This is a genomic window from Paenibacillus litoralis (assembly GCF_046244365.1).
Classification (GTDB): domain Bacteria; phylum Bacillota; class Bacilli; order Paenibacillales; family NBRC-103111; genus Paenibacillus_V.
The window spans coordinates 6,815,087-6,840,825 of record NZ_CP176395.1; the positions used below are offsets into that span (position 1 = coordinate 6,815,087).

The following is a 25,739-nucleotide window of genomic DNA, read 5'->3' on the forward strand; positions in this document are numbered from 1 at the left end:
TAACTCTCGAACGTCGGCTTTCAGCGCGGGGCCGACTCTCTGGGGAACAAGGGTGTTAGCGTACTCGTTCTCGTCAATGAATTTATGCGATTCATTCGGATAAGTTCATTTTTACACCAATCCCAATAAAATGTCAACCATCGCCACTCGACCCTTACAAGCCGGAAGGAACGCGGTTTATCGGCTTTTATTTTTATAATCCGTCGGCGTCGACCCGATAATCTCTTTGAATAATTTGCAAAAGTACCGGTAGCCGGATATGCCGACTGCATGGGACACCTCGTATACTTTCATATCGGTTTGGTCCAGCAGCTCCTTCGCTTTTTTCATCCGCACGCGGTTTAAATAGTCGGTAACGTACTCGCCGGTTTCCTGCTTGAACAATTGGCCGGCATAGGCGGCGTTCATTTCTACGGCGGCGGCAAGATCCGTTATGAGCAAATCCCGGTCATACTGCTCGTGGATGATCCGGCACATTTGCTGAACTTCTTTGCGCACGGTCATATGCTCCCGGACGATGCCGGACGACTCCAGCTGCAAAATCGCTTCCCGCCACCAATCGCAGTAATCGGACCATGTTTCGAGCCATTGAAGCTTCGACAAGAGCGAATGCTTCCTGCCGGAATCCGTCCAAGGCCCGGTTTCCATAATCGTTCTTGCCGCATGCTTCAGCTTGAGCGGGGAAAAAGGCGGCTGACGCATAGTCGTCAGCTCCGTCGCCGCCTTTTTCAAATCCTCGACATTGCCGCCGTGGAACGCCCTGGCCGCAAGAGCCACCAGCTCCGCCTGATACAGCCGGGACCAGTCTTGATAAACGATCGTGTCGTTAGCGGTAGCAAACGCGGTTTGCTTATAGAAGTAAGCGGCCAGCTTCTCCTGACTGCTCCGGAACATCGGCAGCGTCAGCTCCGGCGAAGCGACGATCGAGTCGGCAAATAAGAAGCAGCCCGCCTGTACGATCTCCTTCAAGACGCCGAGACACCGGCTTGACCAATGATGAAGCTTCGCCTGAAACGACGAGACGCCATATGAATAAGGAGCATGCAGCAATACAAGCAGTCTGTTCGTACGGTAAGGATATACGCAAAAGCCGAACGGTTCCTTCTCTCCGCCGCCTTCGGCAAGCAGCTTCTCGATCTCCCGGCCGGCTTCCCGCTGTTGCTTGTTCATTTCGGCAGCGGTTATGCGTTTATTTTGCACCGCCTCATGCCAGTCCCAGCCGATTGAAAACAGGGCGAAATTGCTGCCGGGACCTCCCGATACCGCAATAATTTGCTGCTGGAGCGTATTGGCGGCGATTTGGTCATCAGTCGTACCGTTGCGCTCATCCCCCGCGATGACGTCCTCCATCAGCTGCCTTTTGACCTCCCATTCCTCTTCCGATCTCCGTTTCTCGTGATTCGTCAGCTTCTCCTCCGCCTCGAGCTCGCGGGAAATGTCCTCGGCTATCGTTCGGCATGTCTCCAATATTTGATCGCTTGATTGCGTCGCTTTTAGCAAATACCCTTTCGCTCCGAGCATGATCGCTTTCTGGGCGTAGGCGAATTCGCTGTAAGCCGTCAAAAACACGACACGTACCTTCGGCCACCTGCCGCGCACATATTCCGCGAGAGCAAGCCCGTCCATCACGGGCATCGTAATATCCGTAAGCAGAAGATCCGGCATCTCCTGCTCCATCATTTCGATCGCCTGCCTGCCGTTCACCGCAGCCCCGATCAATTGAAATCCCGCCTTATCCCATGGGATTCTTACGGAAAACCGCTCTCTGATCAGCTGCTCGTCGTCCACGATAAGCACCTTCAGCTTCTGCATCCTGCTCCCCCCGAACGATTATGATCATTCAGCCTTGAATTGAAGTTGAACTAGCGCATGACGGGAGTCCGCTGCGTTCTCTCTCTCCCGACGTTTCTTAGATTCGGCTTAAATAGAATCCTTCGGCTTTCCGAAAGAACCCGGGAGTCTGATTTGCACCAACAGCCCTTGCCCAGGCTCATTCTCGAGATGAAGTCCGTAGTTCTCGCCAAAATACAGCTGAATCCGTTCATGGATATTGCGGATGCCCAGATTGTTCAAGCCTTGGAATGTGCCGCTGCCGTCAGCGTTTCTTTGGATCAGCAAATCCTGCAATTGGGCGGGATCGATGCCTGGTCCCGTATCGGAAACCTCGATCGTGATTCCTCCGCTGTTTTCCATATTTGCTGCGATAATAATATGATTGCGCTGCTCCGTCAGGCCAAGCCCGTAAAAAATGCTGTTCTCGATCAGCGTAATTAAAGTGAGCTTCGGCAGCGGCACAGGCAGCGAATATTCCGGCACGACGATATCAATATCGAACACATCGCCGAATCTCAGCTTCATCAGATCGACATAATGGCCGACCTGCCGCAGCTCTTCTTCCAAAGACACGATATCGCCGACTTTATCGATCGAATAATGAAGCAGCCCCATCAGCGAATGAATCATCGGGCCAAGCTCCTTGATCCGGTCTGTTTCGCACAGAAGGTAGAAGGAGCTCAGCGTATTGTACAAAAAATGCGGGTGAATTTGCGATTGCAGCGTCTTTAATTCCTGATAACGCTTTCTTTTCTCGGCTTGCTTCAAATTTTCAAAAAGCTCCTTGATGTTGCTCATCATTTTGTTGAAATTGTTGGCGATCGAAGCGAATTCGTCGTTCCGCCGGAGCTCGATGCGGGCATCCAAATTTCCCATCGCCCCAAGCTTCATCTGCCTTGTAATGCGATGGATCGGATTTTTGATATAGGAGGCAAGCCTATACGAAATGATCAGCGAAATGATCACCCATATGACCATGATCAGAATGATTTGCCTGTTTATAATCGTCAGCAGCGGGTAGGCTTCGGATTCATTAATGACCGCAAAGACGACCCACTCCCACCGGTTGTTTTCTCGCTTCAGCACTTTCCAATTGCCTTCCGGAGCGTTTAACGTTTCGAACTCGCTGCTGCCGCCAAGCGCCAGGAGACGAAGCTGCTCCTTCATGCGGTCCAAATGTTGAAATTCCTTGTAAAGCTTCGGTTCCTTGCTTGTCGCGATAAAATCGCCGTCCCGGGTATAGAGGAAAATGCTGCTTTCCTTCTCGTTCGACGCCATCGCTTTCACAAGCTCGACGACATTGATATCCAGCGCAACAACGAGCGTTTTGCCGCTGGCCGGGTTTTGAAAGCTTTTGGCAACCGTGACCCCCTGTCCTTGTCCGGAATCATGGGGCTTGCTCCACCAAAAGCCTCTTCGCCCGGTTTCCGCGCCGACCTCCGCCAGCCATTCCGGGGAGACGAAATATTTAAAGCCGTACGGCACGCTTGCCAGCAGCCGGCCATCCTCGATGACATAGAAGAAATGAATCTCTTCGGAGTTGATCGTCATCATATTTTCCAGCGTCCGCGTATAATCCGTTTCGGATAGCTTGTTGTAAATTTCCGGATTGGCCAGAAATAGCAGCTGGGTCTGAATATTTTTCATATACGATTTCAAATATTCTTCAACCTGGATGTAGGAGGCTTGCAGCGTTTTGACCTGATTTTCCTTGATCATCACGTAAATATTCCGATAAGCGATAAAGCCGATAATAAATAGCGCGCATAGAACCGACAGGAAGGATATCAGAAACACTTTTGTGCCGATGCCGGTAAACATGGTTTTGATCCGCCTCACCGTACGCCCCCGTTTCTATCCGTGCTATAAGCACACGTTTCCGCCATTTTAACACGCGCGCGGCCGTGCAGTCTTGGATCATTGCCAAAAAGCCCGGCGCAAACCGGGCTATCCATGCTTAATTGTCCGCCTTAAAGGTATATGTTTTGCCATGCGCCTTCGTAATTTGCTCCGCATAATAATCGAAAATCTGCTTGCCGCCGTACTTGTTCATCAGCTCTTGACGGTATTTCGGCCAATTCGACGCATCCTTCTCCTCGAACAAAATTTTCGACTGGTACAAGTACATTTGCTTTCTTAACGAAGCGAGATCCATGCCTTCCTTGACGGAAACGCTTGTGCCGATCGACGGCAAATATTTATAAGCGGCAATTTTGGCGAGAATCGCGCGGTCGCGGTCCGTTTCCTGCGGGTTGATCAGTTCAAGGCCAAGCGTTGGCGGCTCTGCCGGCGTAAAGAATCCGTAAATTTCCAGGAAGTTGCCGTTATCGGCGATGTCTTTCTTAAACGCATCCGCAATCATCTCGATTTTTTTTCCGTTCTTCTTGTAATGCACACCTTCTTTGCCATAATGCGTCAGCAGGAAGCCTTCTTCGCCGGCCAGCCAGTCCAAAATTTCCGTCGATCGCTTCACCTTTGCCTCAGAGGACTTCACGCTGAACAGGAACGGAGAGCCCGGAAGCGGGTCCGTATACACGCCCGATTTGGCCCACGGGTGGAACGGCTGCCAATCGACTTTCGAATCGCCCGTAACGTCCTTCGTTTTCTTCTGATAGCTGGCCGCATAATTATCCAGCGCCGCTTCTCGCGTACTCCCGTAGAAAATCCCTACCTTACCTTGCACAATCGCATTGTCCTTCTGATCCGCCTTATTCAAAAACCAGTTCGGATCGTACAGCTTCATATCCATCGATTTTTTCAAATCGTCGAGCGCCTGGCCCATTCGGATGTCGGTTCCCACCTCGACGAACTGTCCGTTATCCAAATAAAATGCAGCGATAAGGCCATTCTTGAAAAACTCCGGGAACTCCCGCACCACGTTCGTGCCGCTCCCTGCGGCCGTCATCCCATACGTATCGTTTTTGCTGTTGCCGTCCGGGTCCTTCTCGACGAACGCCTTCATCACGTTGATCATATCGTCGTACGTTTCCGGCATTTTCAGGTTGAGCTTATCCAGCCAGTCTTTGCGGACGTAGTAGCTCCAGTACTGCTTCTGAGCATACGGCTTTGGCGCCCGCACGAACATATCAAGCACCTGATAGCGTTTCAGCACGTCCTCGGAAACCCAATATTTAAAATAGTTCGGCATCGTTTGCGGCGTCACCACTTTGGAAATATCGAGCAGCACTTTATCTTTGGCATATTTGAGCGAATCGGTCCCGCTAGCGATGAACATGTCCGGGATATCGCCGGAGTTGATCTTCATGTTCAGTTTATTCGCGTAGTCTTGTCCGTCCTGCATATATTCGATTTTCAAATCGACGTTGAACTTCTCGTCGATCGCCTTCTTGACGAAATCCTTGTCCGCAGACGGCAGCGAGACACCGTTCGGCACTGGCACCATCCATTTCAGCTCCAGCTTTTCCTTCTTCTCGGCGGCAGCCGGACTTGGCGACGCGCTGCCGTTCGCAGACGACGGCGACGGCGATGCTCCATTATCCGTCTTCCCGCATGCGCTGGCGAGCAAAGCGGAGGAGATGAGAAAAATCGCTGCTTTAGAAAACTTTTTCATAGGATTGACCTCCCTGTATTTGGACTAACCGGAAAACCTCTTTCACTACCACCCGTTTCCATACTTCTCGATCCGTAACCTGCTCTTGAACGCTCACCTCCTTCTATCAGCCCTTGATGGCGCCGATCATCATGCCTTTGACGAAATATTTTTGCAGGAACGGATAAACCGCGAGGATCGGCACGAGGGCAACGACTACAGTTGCCATCTTGACTGTTTCCGGCGGCAGCTGCTGCACCATTGTTTGCTGTACGCCCAATTCCTGGCTGATGCTCGGCGATTGAATCATGTTCCGCAGCACGACCTGGATCGGATAAAGCGAACTGTCCGTCAAGTACATAATGCCGCCGAAGTACGCATTCCAGTGGCCCACGCCGTAGAATAAGCCAAGCGTTGCAATAATCGGCATCGACAACGGCATGACGATCAGGAACAACGTCCGCAAATCGCCGCAGCCGTCGACTTTGGCCGCTTCTTCCACCTCCGCCGGCAAACTTTCGAAATACGTTTTCATAATCAGCGCATTAAAGGTAGACACCAGTCCCGGTATAATCAGCGCCCATAGGGTGTTGATGAGACCCGTCGCCCGCACCGTCAAGTAAGTCGGGATCAGGCCGCCGGAGAACAGCATCGTAAAGACGAGCGCGAGCAGAACGATGTGACGGCCCGGCAACGATTTTTTGGACAGCGGGTACGCCAGGAACATCGTCACGAGCAAGTTCAGCGCGGTGCCCACGACCGTGATGAATACCGAAACTTGCAGCGCCCGAGGCACGACCTTGCTGTTGAAAATCGTTGCGAAAGCCTCGAACGTAAAACTACCCGGCCAAATGACGAAGCCTCCGTTGCGCATCACTTCCTTAAAAGGGGTTATCGACATAATGAACACAAAGTAAAGGGGAAATAAAGTCGCCAGGCAAAACAATGCCATACATCCGTATAAAATGACATCCACGACCCGATCCGCTTTCGTTTTGTGTATGGCAAACGACATTGCACTGTCCTCCTCAAGTTTGTCTAGGGCGTGTCTGAATACGCCGAGGGTAGCAGATTTTGCCGAATTTTCGTTCCCTGCAAGGCGCGTTTGGGAAGGCGTACCGGGGTACGTCGAGCAAACGGAACGAAGCAGGGGGCGAAAAGGCGGTGAAAGATGACCCCGAGTGCGTGTTCAGACACGCCCTAACTGTTACCATACGCCAGATCCGCCGACCTTCTTGGCGATTTTGTTGGCGGCGATGACGAGAATAAATCCGATGACCGATTTGAACACCCCGACGGCGGCCGGCAAGCTAAACTCCATTTGCTCGATGCCTCGCCTGAATATCCACGTATCCAAAATATCGCCGACATCATATACTCTCGCATTCAGGAAAATATACACCTGATCGAACCCGGCATCCAAAATATGGCCAATTCGCAAAATCAGCAGCAGCACGAACACCTCGCGGATGCCCGGCAGCGTAATATGCCAAAGCTGTCTCCAGCGGCCGGCACCGTCCACGACGGCGGCCTCGTACAATTCCTGGTTGATCGAAGCGATGGCAGCCAAGTAAATGATCGCGCCGTATCCCGTGTTTTTCCAAATGTCAGTGAGAATGAGCAGCGGCCGGAATGCCGCGGATTGCGTGAGCACATCGATGTCTCCCCAGCCCATATCGCGGAATAAAACGGTGACCAGGCCGTTACCCGGCGCAAAGAAAGAGAATACGAGGCCGTACACGATAATCCATGACAAGAAGTACGGGCCGTACGTAATCGTTTGGACGAGCTTCTTGAACCACATGACGCGAATTTCGTTCAAAATAAGCGCCAGCGCCACATCCGGAAGCATATTGAACAAAATCCGGTAGATGCTGATGACGAACGTATTCCGCAGCAGCAGCGGAAAATCGGGCGAGTTGAACACTTGCCGGAAATTGTCGAGACCGACCCACGGGCTGCCCCAAATGCCATCCATCAGCTTATAATCCTTGAACGCGATCACCAGACCCGCCATCGGCACATAATGGTAGATCAAGTAGTAGAGCACGCCCGGAAGCATCAGCATATAAAGCCAGCGATGCCTGTACATCGATTTCCAGATCGAACTTTCGCCGCGTTGCCGCGTCTGTCGTTCCTCAGGCAATGTTATGCTTTGCGAGTCTGTTTGCATTGTTCCCTCCTCCTGAGAGCGACCATTTCCATGAAGCGCTTTCACTTGTTTCTCATTATAAAGCCGCCCCATCGCCCGTTATAGACATCTAATTTTAGAAAAGTGTACAAAATATTCATACGTCGGCCAAATCACGTTTACCGAGAAGTCGAACAATCAGTGAGGATAAATAGAAAAAACGCCCGGATGATCGATGATCACCGGACGTTTTTTCGCCATTGCAGGACTGATGTAAGCAGTTACTCCCACATTTGCCGCAGCGCCCCGATATCCGCCGCCAGAGCGGCTTTCGCCTGTGCAGAAAGTTGACTCTGATGCGCCGTGTTGTCCATATGCTTCATGAAATCGTCCAAGCTTTTAAGGGCCTGCGCCTTCCGGCCGGCTTCCCAATGATGGACGGCCTGCATCATATTGTTGCGAAGCTGCGAAGCAATGGCATGGCCCAGCTCGCCCGCTGCCTCGTAAGCGTCAATGAGCTGTGTGACGGAAGCGGGGCTTGTCGTCACTTGAATGGTTACCGTTCCCTGTACCCGGTTGCCGGCATGATCCTCAACCCATATGCCGATCGTATGGGTGCCCAATTGTCCAGCCCAATTCAAGGACATACCTTCCTCATATACTTGGCCGTCGACGGTCATACCCTGCGAAGCTATGCCGGATAGCCCGTCAGTCGCCTGAAGAGTCAGGACTACAAGCCGGCTGTCTTCGACGATGGTCCCGTTTAACAATGCCTCGCCTCCCGCGAGCAGCGTGAATGCCGGCGGCACGTTATCCACCCTGACGACGATGGACTGCACCGGCTCCATTCTTCCTGCGGCGTCCGCCGAACGAAATGACAGCGTATGCTCGCCGCTTTCCTGCAAGACGAGCGGAGCGGTATACGCATTCCAGCTCTGCCCTCCGTCCAGGCTGTAAGTTGTCGTTGTCACCGACGAGGACAACCCGCCGTATACGCTCAATTGAACCGTGGCGTCGCCTTTATACCAGCCGTTATACACGTTCCCCGTGACGGTAGCCTCCGTATGCAGAAGAAACGCTTCGGACGGCAGCGGGATGACAAACGACGCGTCCTCCGCAAAATCGTAAACAAATCCCTGGCTGAGATTCCCGCTGTTCGCATAGGAACGAACTGGCGACATATCGCCAATATCGAGCCGGTACTTGCCATCGCCGAGCGCGGATACGCCTTTAATCTCGTACGAGGCGTTGCGGATGCCGTCATTGACGATATAGAGCCATTTGCCCGCAAGCTCTTCCATCTGAATACCCGACAACTCCATCTGCACGTCGATATGATTGGCAAGGCTCAATGTCTTCGTGAAATCCGTTACCGTTCCCGTCACCCTCCCCGGAGACCTCTCCGGCGAAGCGCCGATCGGCGCGATATGCGAACCGTCGTTGACGTAGCCGTACACCTGCCTGCCGTCCTTCTCGGCGTACATCCCGAAAAATCCGCTGAATTCGATCCTATCATCGATCGTATAGGTGATTTCCGGGTTCATCGCGCTGACGATGTAATCGGTTCTGCCGTTCGTCAGCTCTACTTTCACCGCCTTGACTTCCAGTTCATTCGTCACCGGAACGCCGTTCGCTTTGACAACCGCCGGGCTGATGCCTGCGACGAAGCGCTGCCCCTTGTACGGCTCAATGACCGATGCGAAATGGCTCTCCAGGTTCGTTCCTGTACGGTGAGCCAGCAAATAAGTCAAGCTCTGCGGATTGTTCGGCTTATTGGTAGGAGGAACACCGTCCGCGAGCGCGACATCGTTTGCCCCGGCAAGCATCGTCAAGCGAAGATGAATATCCGCGGGCTCCTTCAGCACCTTGTAGGTGTCCACCGCATCCCAATCCACGCTGAATTGACCGGACGGCGTCTCGTCCTTTCTTACATTTTTCAGGTAATGGAACCCGCTTCCCGTATACCCTGCCCCGCTTACGCTATCGACCCGCTCGCCGTACGCAACGTTCGGACCCGCATAAGTTCCCGTCGGCTGGGTAACAAGCTCCAGTCCCTCGACGGAGGCGCTGCCCTCCGGACCGTGAAAGCTGAAGTGATGATCCGTTCCGCCCTTCACCCGGAAGAAGTCGACGGCGTACGAGTTTTCTTCGTCCACCTGGATCATCGCCGTCGTTCTCTTGTACAAACTTGTCTGCGAATAAACGCCCGGCGCTTCGACGTCGACTAATTGGACAATGCCACTGTCGTCAAAATGCTTCGGTGTTCCGACCCACTGCGCCGCCTGCTTCGACTTGTCGACAACGACGGTATTATGGCTGACCGTATTGTTCACCCATTGATGCCTGTGCATATCGTTGCTGTCGGCAAATTCCGGATAGCCCAAATCGGGGGCCAAATCTAACCCGAACGCATGAAGGCCCAAATTCAGCGTATCCCGGTGGCCGTGTGAGGAGCTTCTGCCGTAGTACATCCACACGTCGCGCAGCGTATTCGATTTACCCGCGGCCGCCTCGCGGTCCGCCACCGCCTTGCTGTCCAGGAGGGAAAGCTCCCGCAAGCCCATTTTATAGTTGGTCGCGATCTCGCGCTTACCGACGCCTTCAAAGCGAATCGTATGCTTGCCCGCTGCAAGCGGCATGACGGCAATCGTCTCCTTCTCGGAGCCCGATCCGTAAAAATCGAAGTCCTTCACGAAAACGCCGTCAATCAAAATCCGGTAAATCCCGTACGAAGCCGCTTTTAACGGCAGCAGCGCAATTTCGTACTGATCCGTCTTTGGCGCATCGAATTCGAAGCTGATGAAGCCGCCGGGCGCGGTCGCCTCCAATTGGAGCGTTCCCGTGTTTGTAAACAACTTGTATGGGGTATGCTCGCCAGCGACCGTTAAAGTCGGGAATGCGTAGGTTATGCCGAAAACATCAAGCGGATGAACGCCGTCACGCAGCGCGGCGAAGCCGTAGCCCGTCAGGTTGGCGCTGTCCAGCTTCAGCGGACCATACTGCTCGATCACCTCGCCAATCCGATTCGCGATCAGTTCCGGATTAGCCGTAAACACATCGCTGTGAATGCCTGAGGTGTGATTGTTATTCAAGAAATAGGCCAATTGGGCATGAACAGGCTTGCCGTATACTTCGAAGGCTCTGATGACGCTTTCTCTGCTTAGCAGATTAAGGCCCGGATTGCCTGTTTGTCCGGAATCGCCGATCTGTGCAATGTAATTGTCGCTCAGCATGAGCGGATAAATCCCGTCATATATTTTTTGAAATTTCACATTTTCATACAAATCGGCCTCAGGATAAATGTCGTTCCCCAGCAAAATATCCGCAACCAATTGATAATTTGCCAGCCACAATGCATTGTAGCCCGGCGCCGCTTCATTGCCGTTGCCGTCGCGGTCCACCGCACCGACCAATGATGCCATAATGTTGCCGCCCGTCACTTGCAAAGTCGGCGTGCTGACCAGTCCTCCCGCCTGGAAGTTGAAATCCAGCCATTCCTTCGATTCGGGCAGCGTATCGTACACGATCGCCGCCATTGCCAGTGCGCTTTGATGCATCCCGTCGTTGCCGCGAATTTGCGCGCTGCGGATCGAAGGGAACACTTGCCTCACAATGCCGTCCTCGATATTCCGCCTGATTCCCGCCGCCGTACGCTTCCGAGGGCCAAGATCGTACGCTGCCGCTTTCGCCTGCAGAAAATCAGTGATTACAGGGTCATCCATAGCCGGGAAAAACGCATCGTATGCGCTTACGAAATCTTTGACAATCGTCGTCTCCCAGATGGAGCCGATCGCCTTGCCCTTCCCGGTTCCGCCGTGCGAGTTCAAATATACATTCTTGTCATATGCCGAAATATCCAGTTGCGGGTACACATCGGCAATGCGATCAAGCAAAATCGTACCCGCTCTGGCATATTTCGCGTCCCCTGTGTACAGATAAGCGTTCTTCAACGAATTCAGCGCATGCTGAATGTTGCCTTCCCGCTGTTCGCCATACCACAGTCCCCAATGCACATAGTAGGCGATAAACGTATAACGGTTCCCGTTCGCATCCACCCAGCCGGTGCTGTCGTCCACTCCCCAGTTTGGCCCTTTTTCCGGGTAAAGCTCATTGACCAGAAGCGCGCGATTCGCCAGTTCGGGTCTGAAAATGCCGTTCTCGTCCAGGCCGCTTCGATAATAAGCGCCGAAATCGTTAGTCGGGTACTTGTAATATTGACCGTTCGCATCCTTCGCGCTCGGATCGATCAGCTTCCACGGCTCGTTGACGGGATCGATCAAAAAAGGATAATTGCCGAAGGCGTTAATTTGCGTGCCGCTGACCGGGCTTCCCTTGACCTGGTTCACCCCGTAGCTGCGCGGCAGCGTCTGCGGCGGAACCATATTCCAGAGATACTCGTAGCCGAGCTGCACAACCTTGTCTGCGGCGCTGACGGCGGAAGTCTTCATACTTCTGGCCCAATCGAAATTTTGCACGTTGCTTCTAGCCGCCGCTACTTTCTCAGGGGTGTAGAAGGTAGCTCTTGTCTTCTGATTGGTCACTTCGACGACTTGCACAGGCAGCGTCTTCGTCAAGGTCGTTCCATCCAGCGTCACGGCAACCGTGATGTCCGCAGCGCCGACCGCATGCGCGGTTATTTTAGCCGTGCCGTCGTCGACCGTTGCAATCAGGCTGTCACTGCTGGAAAAAGCGATATCCGCCTGCGACAAATCCGCAGCGCTGCCGTCCAGCAGTTTGCCCTGTATCGTCAAGTTTGCCTTTTCCGTAACGAATAACACGTCCTTGTCGATCGCAACCGTTATTTCGGCAAGCGCATTATTCACAACCTCTACCGGCACGATCACATGCTTCGTCACTCCGGCCATCGCGACCTCGACGCGCAAGTCCGTCTGTCCGAGCGATCGTGCGGTCACCGTTCCGGGAGCATCGAAAGATATGACGTCTGGATCACCGCTCGTAACCGTTATCGCCGCGCCGATGAGGTTTGCCGCCTGACCGCCTGTCAGAAAGCCGCGAACCTTGAACGTTTCCGTGCGGCCATTAAAGATCGGCGAGTCGAGTTGCGCCTCAATGCGATCAAGAACCCCTTCCGCTACTTGAAGCTCCAGGCTGGCTTCCTTCGTTATTCCGTCCAACTCAACCGCAACGTCAACCGTAGTGGAGCCCGGCTGCAAAGCTGTCACTGTCCCGCTGCCGTCTACCGTCGCTACAGCTTCGTTGCTGCTTGTATAGGTCACGGCTGCGCCGGTTAAATCCGCATCCGTACGATCGGTGAGCTTGCCGGCCAAGGTCAATTGCATCGTTTCATTTGCAACCAGCGTCGTTTTGGCAGCCGATAACGAAATCGCCTTCAAAGAAGGAACTTCTGCGAGCAGCAGCTCGGACGGATACATGTCATTGCCCCAACCGTCCCGCAGACCGGTCGCCTTAAACATAATTTTGTGCGTGCCCGCATCCAATTGCTGCGTACCGAGCGTCACCGTTTGGCTGTACTGGCCTGCAGCCGCATAAAAGTTGTACGTTGAAAGCTTGATCCCGTCGATGAACACGTCCGCCTTGCCCCCGCCTGTGGACAAATAGCTTTTAAACTTGACTTCATATTTGCCCGATTCCGGGACATCGAACTGAAGCGTCAGCTTGTCGTCTTTGACGAGCCCGTTCATATGCAAGCCGTAAGGCTGCTCCCGGTATTTCGGCGTCGTCTCCCCTGTCACGATGCTCCAGCCGGGCTGCGTCCCTTGCGTGCCGACCCCCAGCTTGCGGAAATCGAACGCGTGCTCCGCTCCGAACTGAACCGGATGGAACTGAAGCTCCGACGGATACATGTCATTGCCCCAACCGTCGCGCAAGCCGGTCGCCTTAAACGTAATTTTATGGGTGCCTGCGTTCAATTGCTGCGTACCAAGCGTCATCGCTTGGCTGTATTGGCCAGCTGCTGCATAAAAGTTGTACGTCGTAAGCTTGATCCCGTCGATGAACACGTCCGCCTTGCCCCCGCCTGTGGACAAATAGCTTTTAAACTTGACTTCATATTTGCCCGATTCCGGGACATCGAATTGAAGCGTCAGCTTGTCGTCTTTGACGAGCCCGTTCATATGCAGACCGTAAGGCTGCGCCCGGTATTTCGGTGTTGACTCCGCTGTCACGATGCTCCAGCCGGGCTGCGTCGTTCCCGCCGCGTCCAGCCCCAGTTTATGGAAGTCGTAAACGAGGATGCCCGAATTGTCCGATTGAGCCGATTCTGTTGCTTCGGCAAATGCCGCAGGCATTCCCGATATAGCCATACTCCAAACCAGCAGGGCAACAACCATTTTTGACAACCAGCTTCCGCGTACTCGTGACGATGACCTGTATGTTCGCAACATTTTCCCCTCCCGTTTTCGTGTAAGTCGTACTTCCTCGCGCTGTTGACAGCGCTTTCAACAAAGGCCGATTCAAAGGAACGGAACTTCAAGTTCTCTACATGTTTACATTCATCAGCCCCCTCCCCCGCCTTTGATTTCTTCATTATAATTCTGGCGCCTACCCGGTTATAGGTCACTATTTTTGAAAAGTGTACAAAATATTTATAAAATCGTAAAAACACCCGCCCAAACGGAGGCAGGTGTGACATCCTTTAATCGTTATATTGCGGAATAAAACCGGTTAAAGCTCAAAGCGACTTGGCAAAGCGAGCGGCAGGCAACGCTTCCTCTATGTCATTTTGCCGACTGTTCGAGTACTTGGGCCATGACCGCCCGGTTGCGTCCCGCTCGCTTTGCCATATAAAGCGATTGGTCGGCCAGCTGAAACAAAGCTTCCGCCGAATCGGCGTGCTGCGGATAACAGGCGACGCCCAGCGAAACCGTTACCGTTCTGCCGACCGGATTATCGCTCGATTCCATCGATTGACGAATGCGTTCCGCGACGATGTAAGCATCCGTATCCGCTGCCGAAGGAAGCAGGACTACGAATTCTTCTCCGCCGAACCGGCAGCACACGTCATGCGGCCCGACCGCCAGCTTGGCGATGCCCGCCAGATGCTTCAGCACTTCGTCGCCGGCTTGATGACCGAACGTATCATTGATGGTTTTGAACTTGTCCAGATCCATGATAATGATGGAGAAGGCGGTCTTTTCGGCTGTCCACCGGCTAATCAACGATTCCATCGTTCTCCGGTTCATCAATCCTGTCAAAGGATCCGTCGTAGCGGCGCGCGTCAATTGATCGGTCTGCTTCCTTATCTCTTCCAGGGCTAATGTAACGGTTCGCGTCAATAGATCGGCTTCCCTGTTCCAATGGTTACTAAGGGCCGGAAGTTGCTCTTTATCCGTCCCGATATTGCTCACCAGATCGGCAAGGGATACGAAGGGTTTCGCCAATCTGCGCGCGAGCCATATGGCCGCCAGCATCAGCAGCAGAAAAGGAGGGAGCGTGTACAACAGCATGCCTTTAATATGACGGTTCAATTGCTCGTAAACGACTTTCATAGGCGATTGCATGACAATCCCCCATCCGTTTTCCGATATGGAGGAGTATCCTGCAAGTAAAGTCACACCTCTTGAATTGACCACCTGTTCCTGTCCGCTTTTGCCTTGGAGAAGCATCTGGACGACTTTATTGGCATTGCTGTTATTTTCGCCCAGCCGATTTTTGTCGGGATGGAAAAGCAGGTTGCCGTCGGCATCCACGACATAAAAGTAGGAGCCCTTTTCGTCAATCCTATTGCTTCCGAAAATCATATTCAATACGTTGTTTTCCTGCAAATAGATGGTGCCTGCGATAAACCCGCGGTATAAACCGTCCTTGTCGAATATCGGCTCGCTCATGAACACAAGGAGGCGTCCCGCCGTAGAGGTATAAGGCTTGGATAAGTAGGGCTTTCTTAACGATAACGCTTCCTTGGCCGCTTCCGTTGCGACGCTCTTCCCGGCGGAGCCGAGGGATTGGGGTGCGACGCTGCGAACGAGTCCCGTTTCATCCACAAGGGAGATGGAGTTGAAGTAATTGCTGTTATGCCGCAGCAATTCGAGCTGCGTATTCCATTCTTTCTCGTTCGGCGAGTAATGCTCCGAAAAATACGAAGCGGTATACTTGAGGCTGCCCCGCATCGATTTAAATAAGGAATCCATGGTCTGACTCATGTTGGCCGCGGTCGAATGATTCAGGGAAAGCGTCGTCTCGAATAACGATTGCTTCTGCGACTGATAGGACGAGACGAGCAGAATCGTTAGAGTGAGCATGACTGAAAGAGCCGCTAGTCCGGATAGCAGCGTGGCAAGGCTGATTTTGTTTCTTTGATTTTCCTGAATCTCGCGCAGTATGGGCATAGCCCGGTCCCCCATTGTTAGCAAATAGACTTTCGTTCCTATTCGACATCCCGCTTCCTATCCCTTCCGGATGTCGGCCGCACTTGACCCCGTGCAGCGTTTCGCGATCCCGCTTTCCCTCAGCGGTACCCTATCGGCTTCGTTACGCGTCCATCGCGTCAAGAAGGGCAATCATCCGCTTCGCTGCCGGGGATAGATGCTTATTTCTGTAATGAACATACCGGATGCCCCGTTCGAACGACAAGCCTTCGATCGGAACGCATGCCAGCAAACCGCCAGCCAGCTCCTGCTTCACCGCAAACTTGGACACGATCGACACACCGAGACCATGGACGACCCCTTGCTTGATCGCCTCCAGCTGATTGAACTCGATCTCCCTCGGAAACGTCACGCCCCGTTCGGCGAATTTTTGCTCTAGAAAGCTGCGGGTGGCCGATTTTCTCGGCTTAACAATGATCGTTTCCTGCTCCAGCTCCTGAACGGTACATCTCTCCTGTTGCGCCAGCCGGTGACCGGGAGGCATAATCAGGATGAGCTCGTCCCGGGCGAAAGCCGTTGCCTCGAAACGGGCTTCGTCAATCGGAATCTGATCGGAAAGCACGAGAAATTCCAGCTTATTCGATTCGAGCTGCTGCCATAAGAGTGTCGAGGAAGCAATGTTCATATTGATTTTGATGCCGGGGTGCATCCGGTTATAGACGCCTAAAACAGACGGCAGCAGGTAAACGCCGACAAAATTGCTGGCCCCGAATGCCAGATTGCCGCAGGACAGATCGTCCAACTGCTGCAGATGCTCTTTGGCCGCTTGCAAGGTGTGGATCATTTGCTCGGCATACGGCTTGAATTGCTCCCCTTGCTTCGTCAAATAGAGCTTTTTGCCGATGCGGTCGAACAAGGGGACGCCCAAATCGTGCTCCAGACTTTGGATCTGCATACTGACGGACGGCTGCGAGCAAAACAACTGCTCCGCCGCTTCGGTAAAGTTCAGACACTCCGCCAGAGTGATAAACGTTTGCAGTTTGGCCATGTTCATGCCGCTTGCGCTCCTTTCCTTGGACGGCCGCTATACTATAACGATTCCTTATGATTATCCAAATCAAATCAAATTGTTTTATACATTGTACACCCCCTATAATGAAAGCGCAATCATCCAGTTCTATAGGAGGCATCATTCCATGAGCGATCGCATGTCCGAATCTGAAACACCGTCACCTTCGCCGAATCCCCCCCCGGTCAAGAGCAAAGGCCGCTTCGAGCGATGGATGCAAAAATGGGGAATTCCCCTTGCCGTTATCGTCTTTCTCCTGCTGTTCTTCATGCCGGCTCCGGAAGGGATGAAGCCGGAAGGACAACGGGCGCTGGCTATTTTTGTCGGCGCTTTGGTGCTCTGGGTCAGCAACTCCTTGCCGATTTATTTAACGTCGCTGATTGCGATCGTCATGCTGACGCTCACCCAAACGTACGAAGAAGACAAGGTGCTCGGAACGTTGGGGTACGACGTCATTTGGCTAATGGTATCCGCGTTCATTCTTACCTCCGCCATGGTCAAATCCAATTTGGCCAAGCGCTTCGCGCTGTGGATGGTGACCCGCTTCGGTCAAACGCCGGTTCGGACGCTTGCCGTACTCGTCTTCATCAACTTCGCGTTGGCTTTCTTCGTTCCGTCCACAACGGCAAGGGCGACGCTGATGGTGCCCATTTGCATGATTTTGCTCGAGGTGTATAAAGCGATGCCGGGCAGCAATCTCGGGCGCGTCATGATGCTGCAAGGCGTCCAAGCGGATGCCGTCGCCACCTCCGGCATCATGACGGCGACGTCGGCGAACATTATCGCCGTCGGGTTCATTAACGAACAGGCGGGAGGCTCGATCGGCTACATCGATTGGCTGCTGGCTTCGATGCCGACGGCGATCGTCACGATGGCGATTACCTTTTTCGTCGGCTTGAGGCTATTCTCTTTCAAAGGCGAGGCCTTCGGCAATGCCATGTCGACGCTCAAGGAGGAGCTGGGCAAGCTCGGAGCGTTTACGCGAGACGAGAAAAAGGCGCTGGCGATATTCACGTTAACCGTTCTTCTCTGGGCGACCGAGGATTACCACAAATCCCTGTTCGGCGTGGAGATCAGCGTACACATGACGGCGATCATTGCGGCTCTGCTCTGCCTGCTGCCGAGAGTCGGGCTGCTTACGTGGAAGGAAGCGAAAATACGCTGGGATTTGATGATATTCGCCGCCGGCGCTTATGCGGTAGGCAACGCGCTCGAGAAGACGAAAGGTGCGGAATGGCTCATCGATAACGTCGTTCAAGCGCTGGGCCTGGAGCGGATGAGTCATGGGATGGTATATGTGATCGTCGTGTTCATCAGCATGTTCAGCCATCTTATTTTTACGAGCAAAACGGTGAGGACGACCATTATGATTCCCGCATTCATAGCGCTGGCCAAGTCGCTCGGCATGGATCCGGTCGCGCTGGCGCTCGCATCCGCGATGACCCTGACGTATACGATTACGCTGCCGCCGCATTCGAAGGTCAACACGATTTATTTTGCGACCGGCTACTTCAGCGTGCTGGATCAGGTGAAATACGCCATCGTCACTTGCTTGATCGGGGCAACGGTCATCAGCCTCGCTCTATTTACTTGGTTTCAACTGCTGGGCCTATAACGAAACGGGAAACGGGATTCTACTTACAGGAGGACAACATGTTACGCAGAAAAGTGATTGTAGCGATAGCCGACGGTCTGGGGGACCGCCCCCATCCTGCCTTGCACGATAAAACGCCCTTGGAATACGCCAATACCCGCAACCTGGATCAGCTCGCCATTCAAGGGATCACCGGCATGGTCGATCTCATCGGCCCGGGCATACCGGTCGGCACCGACATGGGACATCTCGTGCTATTCGGGCATGAGCCTCGCCATTATCCGGGACGAGGGCCGATCGAAGCGCTCGGCGTCGGTTTGGAGGTGAAACCGGGAGACATCGTGCTGCGGTGCAATTTCGCCACGGTGGACGAGAAAGGGATCGTTGTGGACCGGCGGGCCGGGCGCATCCGCGAGGGGACGGACGACATTGCCGCGGCGCTGGACGGCATGGAGCTTGGAGAAGGCGTCCGCGCGTATTTCAAGCCTGCAACGGAGCACCGCGGCGTCTTGATTCTGCGGGGCGAAGGGCTAAGCGACCGGATCGGCGATTCCGATCCGCATGCGCCGAACGACGGGCAGCCGTACCGGGAAGTACGGCCGCTTGACTCGTCTTTTGAAGCGCAACGGACGGCCCGGCTGTTGAACGCGTTCCTGCACCAAGCACACGACACGTTATCGAAGCTCCCCGTCAATTTGAAGCGGATAGAAGCCGGAGAGCGGCCCGCCAACTTTATTTTAACGAGAGGTGCGGGCCGAATGGTCCGGCTCGAACCCGTCACGAGCCGGATGGGCATTACGGGGAGCTGTATCGCAGGAGAAAGCACGGTGCTTGGCGTGGCGAAGCTTGCCGGTTTCGAAACGGCAACCGACGCCAGCATGACCGGCAACGCCGATACGAACATCGAGCTGAAGGCGAAGCTCGCGCTGGAGCAGATTGCCGGCCATGACATGGTCTACGTGCACATGAAAGCGCCGGATTTGTACGGGCATGACGGACTGCCGCTCGAAAAGGCCCGGGCGATCGAACGGTTCGACCAGATGGTCGGCATAATCGCGGAGGGGCTGCCCGCGAACACCTATTTGGCCGTTGCGGCCGACCATTCGACGCCATGCGAAATCGGCGAGCATACCGGCGACCCTGTGCCGGTGCTGATTTATGGCCCCAGCATACGCAGGGACAGGGTGTTCCATTTTAGCGAGATCGACTGTGCCCATGGAGGACTGGGCCGTCTCTCCGGTCAGCAGTTCGTCTCGACGCTGCACGGGCTGATGGGTGTCGTCCCCAAGCAAGGCAATTGATTCCGAGCATATGGCTGTCTCTCTTAGCCATGAAAATGGCGGAGGGGCAGCCTTTTATTGGAGCGCCCTACAACCGGCCCCCACAAATTGCGGCCTAACCCTATTTACTGATCTCTACTAACTGGCTTTTACTAACTGACTTCCACTTACTGAGCTCCACTTACTGATCTCTACCAACTGAACCGTACTTCCTGACTTCCTCATACTGAGCTCCATATACTAACCCCCACTCTCCTCTAGCCGACCTCTCTTACTCCCCAATGACTGCTCCCCTCTAGCTGACCTCTCTTACTCCCCTACACTTACTGCTCCCCTCTAGCTGACTCTCCACTTACTCCCCCACACTTGCTGCCCCTTTAGCTGACCTCTCTTACTCCCCCAGACTGCTCCCCCTCTAGCTGATCTCCCTTACTCACCCACACTGACTGCTCTCCTCTAGCTGACTCCCCACTTACTCCCCCATTACTGCTCCCCTCTAGCCGATCTTACTTTACTCCCCATTCTGACTGCTCTCCTCTAGCTGACCTCTCTTGCTCCCCCATGACTGCTCTCCTCTAGCCGACCTCTCTTACTCCCCCACACTTGCTGCCCCTTTAGCTGATCTCCCCTACTCCCCCTAATATAGGGGATGCACGAACAGGATAGTGAACACAAGTTCACTAATACTGAACCTCTCTTCACTATCTGGGTTCAAAAACGTGCCGCTATACGTAATAGTGAAGCAAACTTCACTAATAGTGAACCTCACGGCCGAATAGTCGCGTTTGCTTCACTATCTGCTCGGAATAGGGGAAATGGAGGAAAAATAGTGAACTTATGTTCATAAATAGTGAACTTATGTTCACTCGGGACCATGAGCCCTTCCCGTGACCGGACTTCACCTGTCACGCCCCAAAAGAAAAAAGAATTTAGCAGAAATCGATATTCTGCTCAACCCTGGTGTCTTTTTCAGCTCCTAGGACTGCCTTTTCCGTTGCCCTTCTAAATCGGAGATTCAAGCGTAATGGTGTAAGGCCAATCTCCCGTAACGACTCGGTCATCACGCGTTCCTCCGCTGCAGCGCCGCACGGCCTGCCGAATCGCCGAGCGCGAACGCATTCACAATGGCGGCCTCCTCCCGGCCCGGATCGAAGGGATAGCCTTCCAGCCAAGGACCGGCCAGGTACAACCCGTCCGCAATATCCGGATTGCACAGCATGCCGCGAGTGATCGCAACCGTGAACAAGCCTTGCGTATGCTCCGCCTCGGCATCAGGGCTTATCGCATAGCCCACGATCTCGCTATCCTCGGAGCCGGTGGATATCAGCATGTTCGGGTACTCGCTCGCATCGTCGCCCATATGCGCCAGCACGCCGCTTCTTAAGGCGGGGATCTCCTCCCGCAGCTTCATCGTGATCTCCTCCAAAAGCAGCTGCCATTCCGGCCGGCCGAGCCTTCTGTCCAAAGCAAGCGAAACGCGCCATTCGTTGCTCCAGCGCGTAGGCCGGCAAGCGACATGCAGTTCCCCGGCTCCCGGCATGCTTATTGTCTTCTCGTCCGGACATTCTCCGGTCACGCCGTTATAGATCAAATGTACGATCGAAGCCAGTTTGTTTGATGGAGCCGAGCGAAACCCTGCACTGCCTAACTTGCCGTGCACCGACGCATCGATCACGACAGGCGCTTCCAGAAGAATGCGGCCCGATCTGCAAACCACCTCTGCGCCGATAACCTTCTTTCCATTTAAGACCAAACGGGAGGGCCATACATGAAAAAGGACGTCAACGGAATACCGTTCCAGCATATCGTCAAAAGCCAGCGCCGCTGCCGCCGGGTCGAGCTGATCCCCGAACATGCCGTTACGGCTGCGCAAACAAGCAGCATATTCGCAAATGGAAGGAGACTGCTCCGCATAATCGGAAATTCTCGCGAACATATGGTAAGCGCGAGTGATTTCCCGCCCCAGCGTCCCTGTCGGCTCGAGAAGAGCCACGCGTCTTCCCGCCGCCGCCAAGGCTCGCGCGGCGCATACGCCGGATATTCCGCCACCGAACACGATGGCGTCATACGCGCCGTAGGTCAGCACGGCATCGATACTCCTGTCCCTTCGTTTCACCTCGCTCATGCCTGCGCCTCCCCCTTCCATTCCGCTAAACGCCTCGTCAGCCTTTGCGCCGCCACTCTCGCATACGCCCGGCGGTCATGGCGATATCGCTCGAGTATCGCTTCTCCCGAAGAACATCCGATCAGCTCCAGCAAGTACCCGGCGGCAAGTTCCAGCCCCCATCTCATTGAGCGGGTGTCTTCGGTAGCGGGAAGCACGGGACCGGCGCCGTGGAGGACAAAGTCATCTCCTAGATTCTCATCTGTCAGCATCGCAGCAACAGATTCAACTATTTCCGCTTTCAACCCGTCGCCCAGCCGATCTGCCACCGCGATCAAATAATGAAGCAGGAAAAGAAGAGTCGCGCTGCGCCGTTCGCTGCGCAGTAGTCCCGGCACGTCGGAGGCGACGGCTGCATCCCCCATCCGTCTCAGCAAAATAAGGGCGGCGATCCATTTCTCCTCCGTACGGGCTAACTCGTTGGGCCGTTCGCCGTCCCGGATGCGGAACGTATCCGCAAGAAGCGGGATACTGTCCGGATGCCGCAGCAGGCCGAGCGCGAACGCAACGCCTCTCTTCTGCTTGCCTTCCGAGCGGTCGAGCGCTTCCAGCAAGAATGGCGTACAGACGTCTCCGAACGTCCACAGCCACCACAATGCCGCCGGCTCCTCGTCGCCGCCCAAATGGCCAATGAGCATTTCCACGTCGGCTGCTTCGATGCCACCTTCCAGAGGACGATGTCGATCTTGCCTGGTTTCGCCTTTAAACGTTAACCAGGGCGCACTTTCCCGGGACAAATCTTGCTCCTTCAGCACTCCGCGCGCGATTAGCCTGCTTTGCAGCCGTTTCACGTTAACCTGCCTTGGCGTTACGCCGTCCTTCACGCTAAGCGCGGCGGCCGTCCCGGCGGCTTCGCCTATTTTGTGCAAATCGCGCTGCATCCGCATCATCGTCGCGTTGTCGTGATCCTGCGAAAACGCACGGCAGCCGATCAGTAAATTTTCGATGCCCACAGGGAGTAAGCAGCGATAAGGAATATCGCCGCCGAAGCCAAAGCGCCACATGCCTAGCACGGCCACCCAAATTTGGGACCATTCGCTTTCGTTTGCGTAATCGAACGCGTGATTTTCATGGTGAGCGAAGCAGCGCATCACGACGTCGTCGAAACGCCGGTCCAGCAGCAGGTCGTTCTGGGTCAGCCGATATTCACCTTGAATAAGGCGCCCTTCCCGTACGCCCAGCTGCGGACCGATCGTCGTGTAGCGGGTATTGACCGGGTCTTCCTCTCCCCGCCAGGCATGGCGCCGGCCTATTCGATAAGCGCGTGAAACGTCGGCGATGTCGGTGACATCAGCCCAGCCGACATCGAAATTTTTGCATCGCAGCTGGTTGTTCTTATCTACATAACGCGGAACGAGCGAGTAGTTGTGCAGTCCCCCATCCCAATCACGGCCCAGCGTATATGCCGCTCCGGCCAAATAGGCGATATCGCCGTCGCCGGTCGCATCTATCGTGACAGTCGCCGTAATCGTCAGCGCGTCACGCGCGCATTCGACGATTACTCCGCAAAGCCGCGCCTCGTCCATGATCACCTCCGACACGACGGCATCGTAGATGACGCGGATGCCCAGCTCGGCGACCCGTTTCGCAATGGCGAGTCCTTTGGACTCCGGGATAAACCCTTTGGCTGTGCTGCCCATCCGTTCATGAAAGCCCAACGCCGCCTGATCCAGCATATCCTGGACGCCGCCCGTCGTACCGAGATAATAGAAATGTACGCCGGCACGGACCCCGACGCCTCCTAACCCGCTATCGCGTTCGACGAGCACTACGCCGGATCCCTCTTCCGCCGCGGCAATCGCCGCGGTCACGCCGGCCGTTCCTCCACCGACAACCAATACGTCCGTTCGCAAGCTGTCCATTTGATTCTCCTTCTACTGCGGATAGAGAAAGAGGGGGCAGTTAGCCCCCGTCTTTTCCAACCCTATGTCGTAAGTATTTCCGTTACTTAATGCGGAACGGTTACCGTGACCGTCGCCGTTGTCGTCAGACCCGCATTGTCGGTTGCGGTATACGTCACCGTATAGATGCGGCCGTTCCCGCCTCCCGCTCTCTCTGCGCGAAGGCTGAACGAAGTGTCGGCTGTTCCGATATCGGCGCCAGCAATATCACCTGTCGTATTGCCGTCGCCTTCTCCGTTATCCGGCTCGTTGCTTGTGACCGAGGTCAGCTCGATGGACGCGATTCCCGAAATAGCGTCGCTATTCGCGAGCGTTGCCGTAATCGGCACCAGTTGATGATTCGACTGCGACAAAACCGTCCGATCCAGCGTGACGTTCAGCACCGGAGCCGTCTTGTCGATCTTGATCGTAACCGATTTCGCGGCTTCCGCATTGCCGGCTATATCGATGCCGCGATACTCCAGCATGTTGACGCCTTCCCCGCTAACCGGAATCGGGCCGTTATACACGTTCCACGCCCCGCTGCCGAGCCGGAATTCCGTTCTCGCCACCCCGACCAGATCGTCATAGGTCGCCAGCGTAACCGAAACATCGGTCGTGTACCAGCCGTTATTGCCGTTCGGCACAGCTGGAGTCAACGTTGCCGTCGTGACGGGACCCGGAGTGACCGTCAGATTGACCGTCCCCGTGACCGTGCCTCCGCGCGAGTCGGATACGACCGCCGTAAAATGATCTTTGCCGGTGAAGCCCGCATTCGGCGTATACGTCCAGCTGCCGTTCGCGTTCACCGTAACCGTACCATGGGCAGGCGCCGTTCCGAGCGAATAGGTTAATGCGTCCCCGTCTTCATCCGTGCCTGCAATCACACCGCTTGCCGGCGTATTCACCATCGTGACGTACGTCGCATCGGTAACAGTCGGAGGCTGATTGACGTGCATCAGCAGCTTCTTCAAATACTGCTGACGCGAATCGTCCACGTTATACCGAAGCTCCATCCAATCCGCAACCTGACCGTAAAGAAGATTCGTTTGTTCCGCATTCAGATTGGCCAAATTGCTCATCTGAGCGCCGGCGGCCGTTCCTTCGGCGATCAAAGGCGAGATGGTACGGTTATAAAACGTTTGGTCCGATGTTGCGGGGTTCGTCGACCAATAATTGGTCAGCTGCCCGGACGTTGTTTGGAACTTATTCCATGACTTCGTCAGCATATATTTCTGGATCGCCGTACGCTGTTGCGCCGTAGGCGTCTGGAAGTGAAGCAGGTTGAACCGGCCCGGCTGATGCACGTTTCCTCCCCACGAAGGGGCGACGGTCGGCGACCAGCGGATCACGTTGAATTCCCAGTTGCCGCCGTCTACCGGTACGTAATCATAAACGGCCTCCCAAGGGATGACGACCACAGTGCCCCATCCTGTCGGAATTTGCTGGGAATTGACCCGCACATTGTCCTTAAGAGGACGGTTATGCCGATTTTCGGTCTGCCATTCGTAGTACTCGATGTTCTGTCCGTCGGTCGGCACAATCATTTGATGATACGGGAGATCCCCCTCGCCGGTCTGCAAATAAAACTCCAGCCAGCTCAGCTTCAAGTTGCCGTCCGCTTCGGTTTCCGACTCGTTGGACTGGAAAAACATATACAGTCCGTCTTCTTTGTAGGCCATATAAAAAGCAGTCTCGCGCGGACCGCCCGGCGGAACCGGAGTCGTGCTGCCATAGTTCTCGAAACGCGTTTCCTTATATTGCGGGTTATTGAAATATTGACTCTGCACCCAACTCATCGGAGTCGACAAGTCTTCAGTCGCCCAAGTGACTTCGTATACTTTTTTTGCAGGTGCATCCGCAGCATGCGCCCGCGGCTGACCTGCAGCGGCAAATACCAGCACGGCCAGCAGCAGCGACACGACGAACCGATTCGTTATTTTCGACATG

The 25,739-nt window shown here is 54.5% G+C and carries 13 protein-coding genes and 1 other annotated feature (1 of these 14 cut by a window edge); of the genes, 2 read left to right on the plus strand and 11 right to left on the minus strand.

From position 1 onward, the window contains the following. Window positions 1-86, minus strand: a binding site (T-box leader) (it extends 172 nt beyond the left edge of the window). Window positions 87-177: 91 nt separating this feature from the next. From ACKGJP_RS28735 to ACKGJP_RS28770, 8 genes are all read right to left on the minus strand, one after another. Continuing rightward, window positions 178-1,812, minus strand: coding sequence for a response regulator (locus ACKGJP_RS28735; protein ID WP_409342199.1), 1,635 nt, complete (start codon window positions 1,810-1,812; stop codon window positions 178-180). Between the two features lie 108 nt (window positions 1,813-1,920). Then, window positions 1,921-3,672, minus strand: coding sequence for a histidine kinase (locus ACKGJP_RS28740; RefSeq protein ID WP_409342200.1), 1,752 nt, complete (start codon window positions 3,670-3,672; stop codon window positions 1,921-1,923). Between the two features lie 118 nt (window positions 3,673-3,790). After that, window positions 3,791-5,404 carry a hypothetical protein gene (locus tag ACKGJP_RS28745; RefSeq protein WP_409342201.1) on the minus strand — a complete coding sequence of 538 codons (1,614 nt, stop codon included), beginning with the start codon at window positions 5,402-5,404 and terminating at the stop codon, window positions 3,791-3,793. Between the two features lie 106 nt (window positions 5,405-5,510). Further along, a complete protein-coding gene (locus tag ACKGJP_RS28750; protein WP_409342202.1) occupies window positions 5,511-6,398 on the minus strand; it encodes a carbohydrate ABC transporter permease in 888 nt (295 codons plus the stop codon). A gap of 192 nt (window positions 6,399-6,590) precedes the next feature. After that, window positions 6,591-7,556 carry an ABC transporter permease gene (locus ACKGJP_RS28755; protein WP_409342203.1) on the minus strand — a complete coding sequence of 322 codons (966 nt, stop codon included), beginning with the start codon at window positions 7,554-7,556 and terminating at the stop codon, window positions 6,591-6,593. 239 nt (window positions 7,557-7,795) lie between these two features. Further along, window positions 7,796-13,825, minus strand: a complete 6,030-nt coding sequence (locus ACKGJP_RS28760; RefSeq protein WP_409347283.1) for an FIMAH domain-containing protein — start codon at window positions 13,823-13,825, stop codon at window positions 7,796-7,798. A gap of 387 nt (window positions 13,826-14,212) precedes the next feature. Beyond that, the gene (locus ACKGJP_RS28765) at window positions 14,213-15,823 is read right to left on the minus strand and encodes a diguanylate cyclase (protein WP_409342204.1); all 1,611 of its coding nucleotides are present in this window, start codon (window positions 15,821-15,823) and stop codon (window positions 14,213-14,215) included. Between the two features lie 142 nt (window positions 15,824-15,965). Beyond that, window positions 15,966-16,856 (minus strand): LysR family transcriptional regulator, encoded by an 891-nt coding sequence (locus ACKGJP_RS28770; RefSeq protein ID WP_409342205.1) that lies wholly within the window; start codon window positions 16,854-16,856, stop codon window positions 15,966-15,968. Between the two features lie 142 nt (window positions 16,857-16,998). Between ACKGJP_RS28770 and ACKGJP_RS28775 the strand changes: the two genes are divergently transcribed. Beyond that, the gene (locus ACKGJP_RS28775) at window positions 16,999-18,486 is read left to right on the plus strand and encodes an SLC13 family permease (protein ID WP_409342206.1); all 1,488 of its coding nucleotides are present in this window, start codon (window positions 16,999-17,001) and stop codon (window positions 18,484-18,486) included. Between the two features lie 38 nt (window positions 18,487-18,524). Continuing rightward, window positions 18,525-19,766, plus strand: a complete 1,242-nt coding sequence (gene apgM / locus ACKGJP_RS28780; RefSeq protein WP_409342207.1) for a 2,3-bisphosphoglycerate-independent phosphoglycerate mutase — start codon at window positions 18,525-18,527, stop codon at window positions 19,764-19,766. A 1,039-nt stretch (window positions 19,767-20,805) separates the two neighbouring features. On the opposite strand, the gene ACKGJP_RS28785 is transcribed toward apgM, so the two are convergent. From ACKGJP_RS28785 to ACKGJP_RS28795, 3 genes are all read right to left on the minus strand, one after another. Next, window positions 20,806-21,870 carry an FAD-dependent oxidoreductase gene (locus ACKGJP_RS28785; RefSeq protein ID WP_409342208.1) on the minus strand — a complete coding sequence of 355 codons (1,065 nt, stop codon included), beginning with the start codon at window positions 21,868-21,870 and terminating at the stop codon, window positions 20,806-20,808. Further along, window positions 21,867-23,771, minus strand: a complete 1,905-nt coding sequence (locus ACKGJP_RS28790; protein ID WP_409342209.1) for an FAD-dependent oxidoreductase — start codon at window positions 23,769-23,771, stop codon at window positions 21,867-21,869. The genes ACKGJP_RS28785 and ACKGJP_RS28790 overlap by 4 nt, the downstream gene beginning before the upstream one ends. Window positions 23,772-23,857: 86 nt before the next feature. Next, a complete protein-coding gene (locus ACKGJP_RS28795) occupies window positions 23,858-25,738 on the minus strand; it encodes a cadherin-like domain-containing protein (RefSeq protein ID WP_409342210.1) in 1,881 nt (626 codons plus the stop codon). Between the last annotated feature and the right edge of the window lies 1 nt (window position 25,739).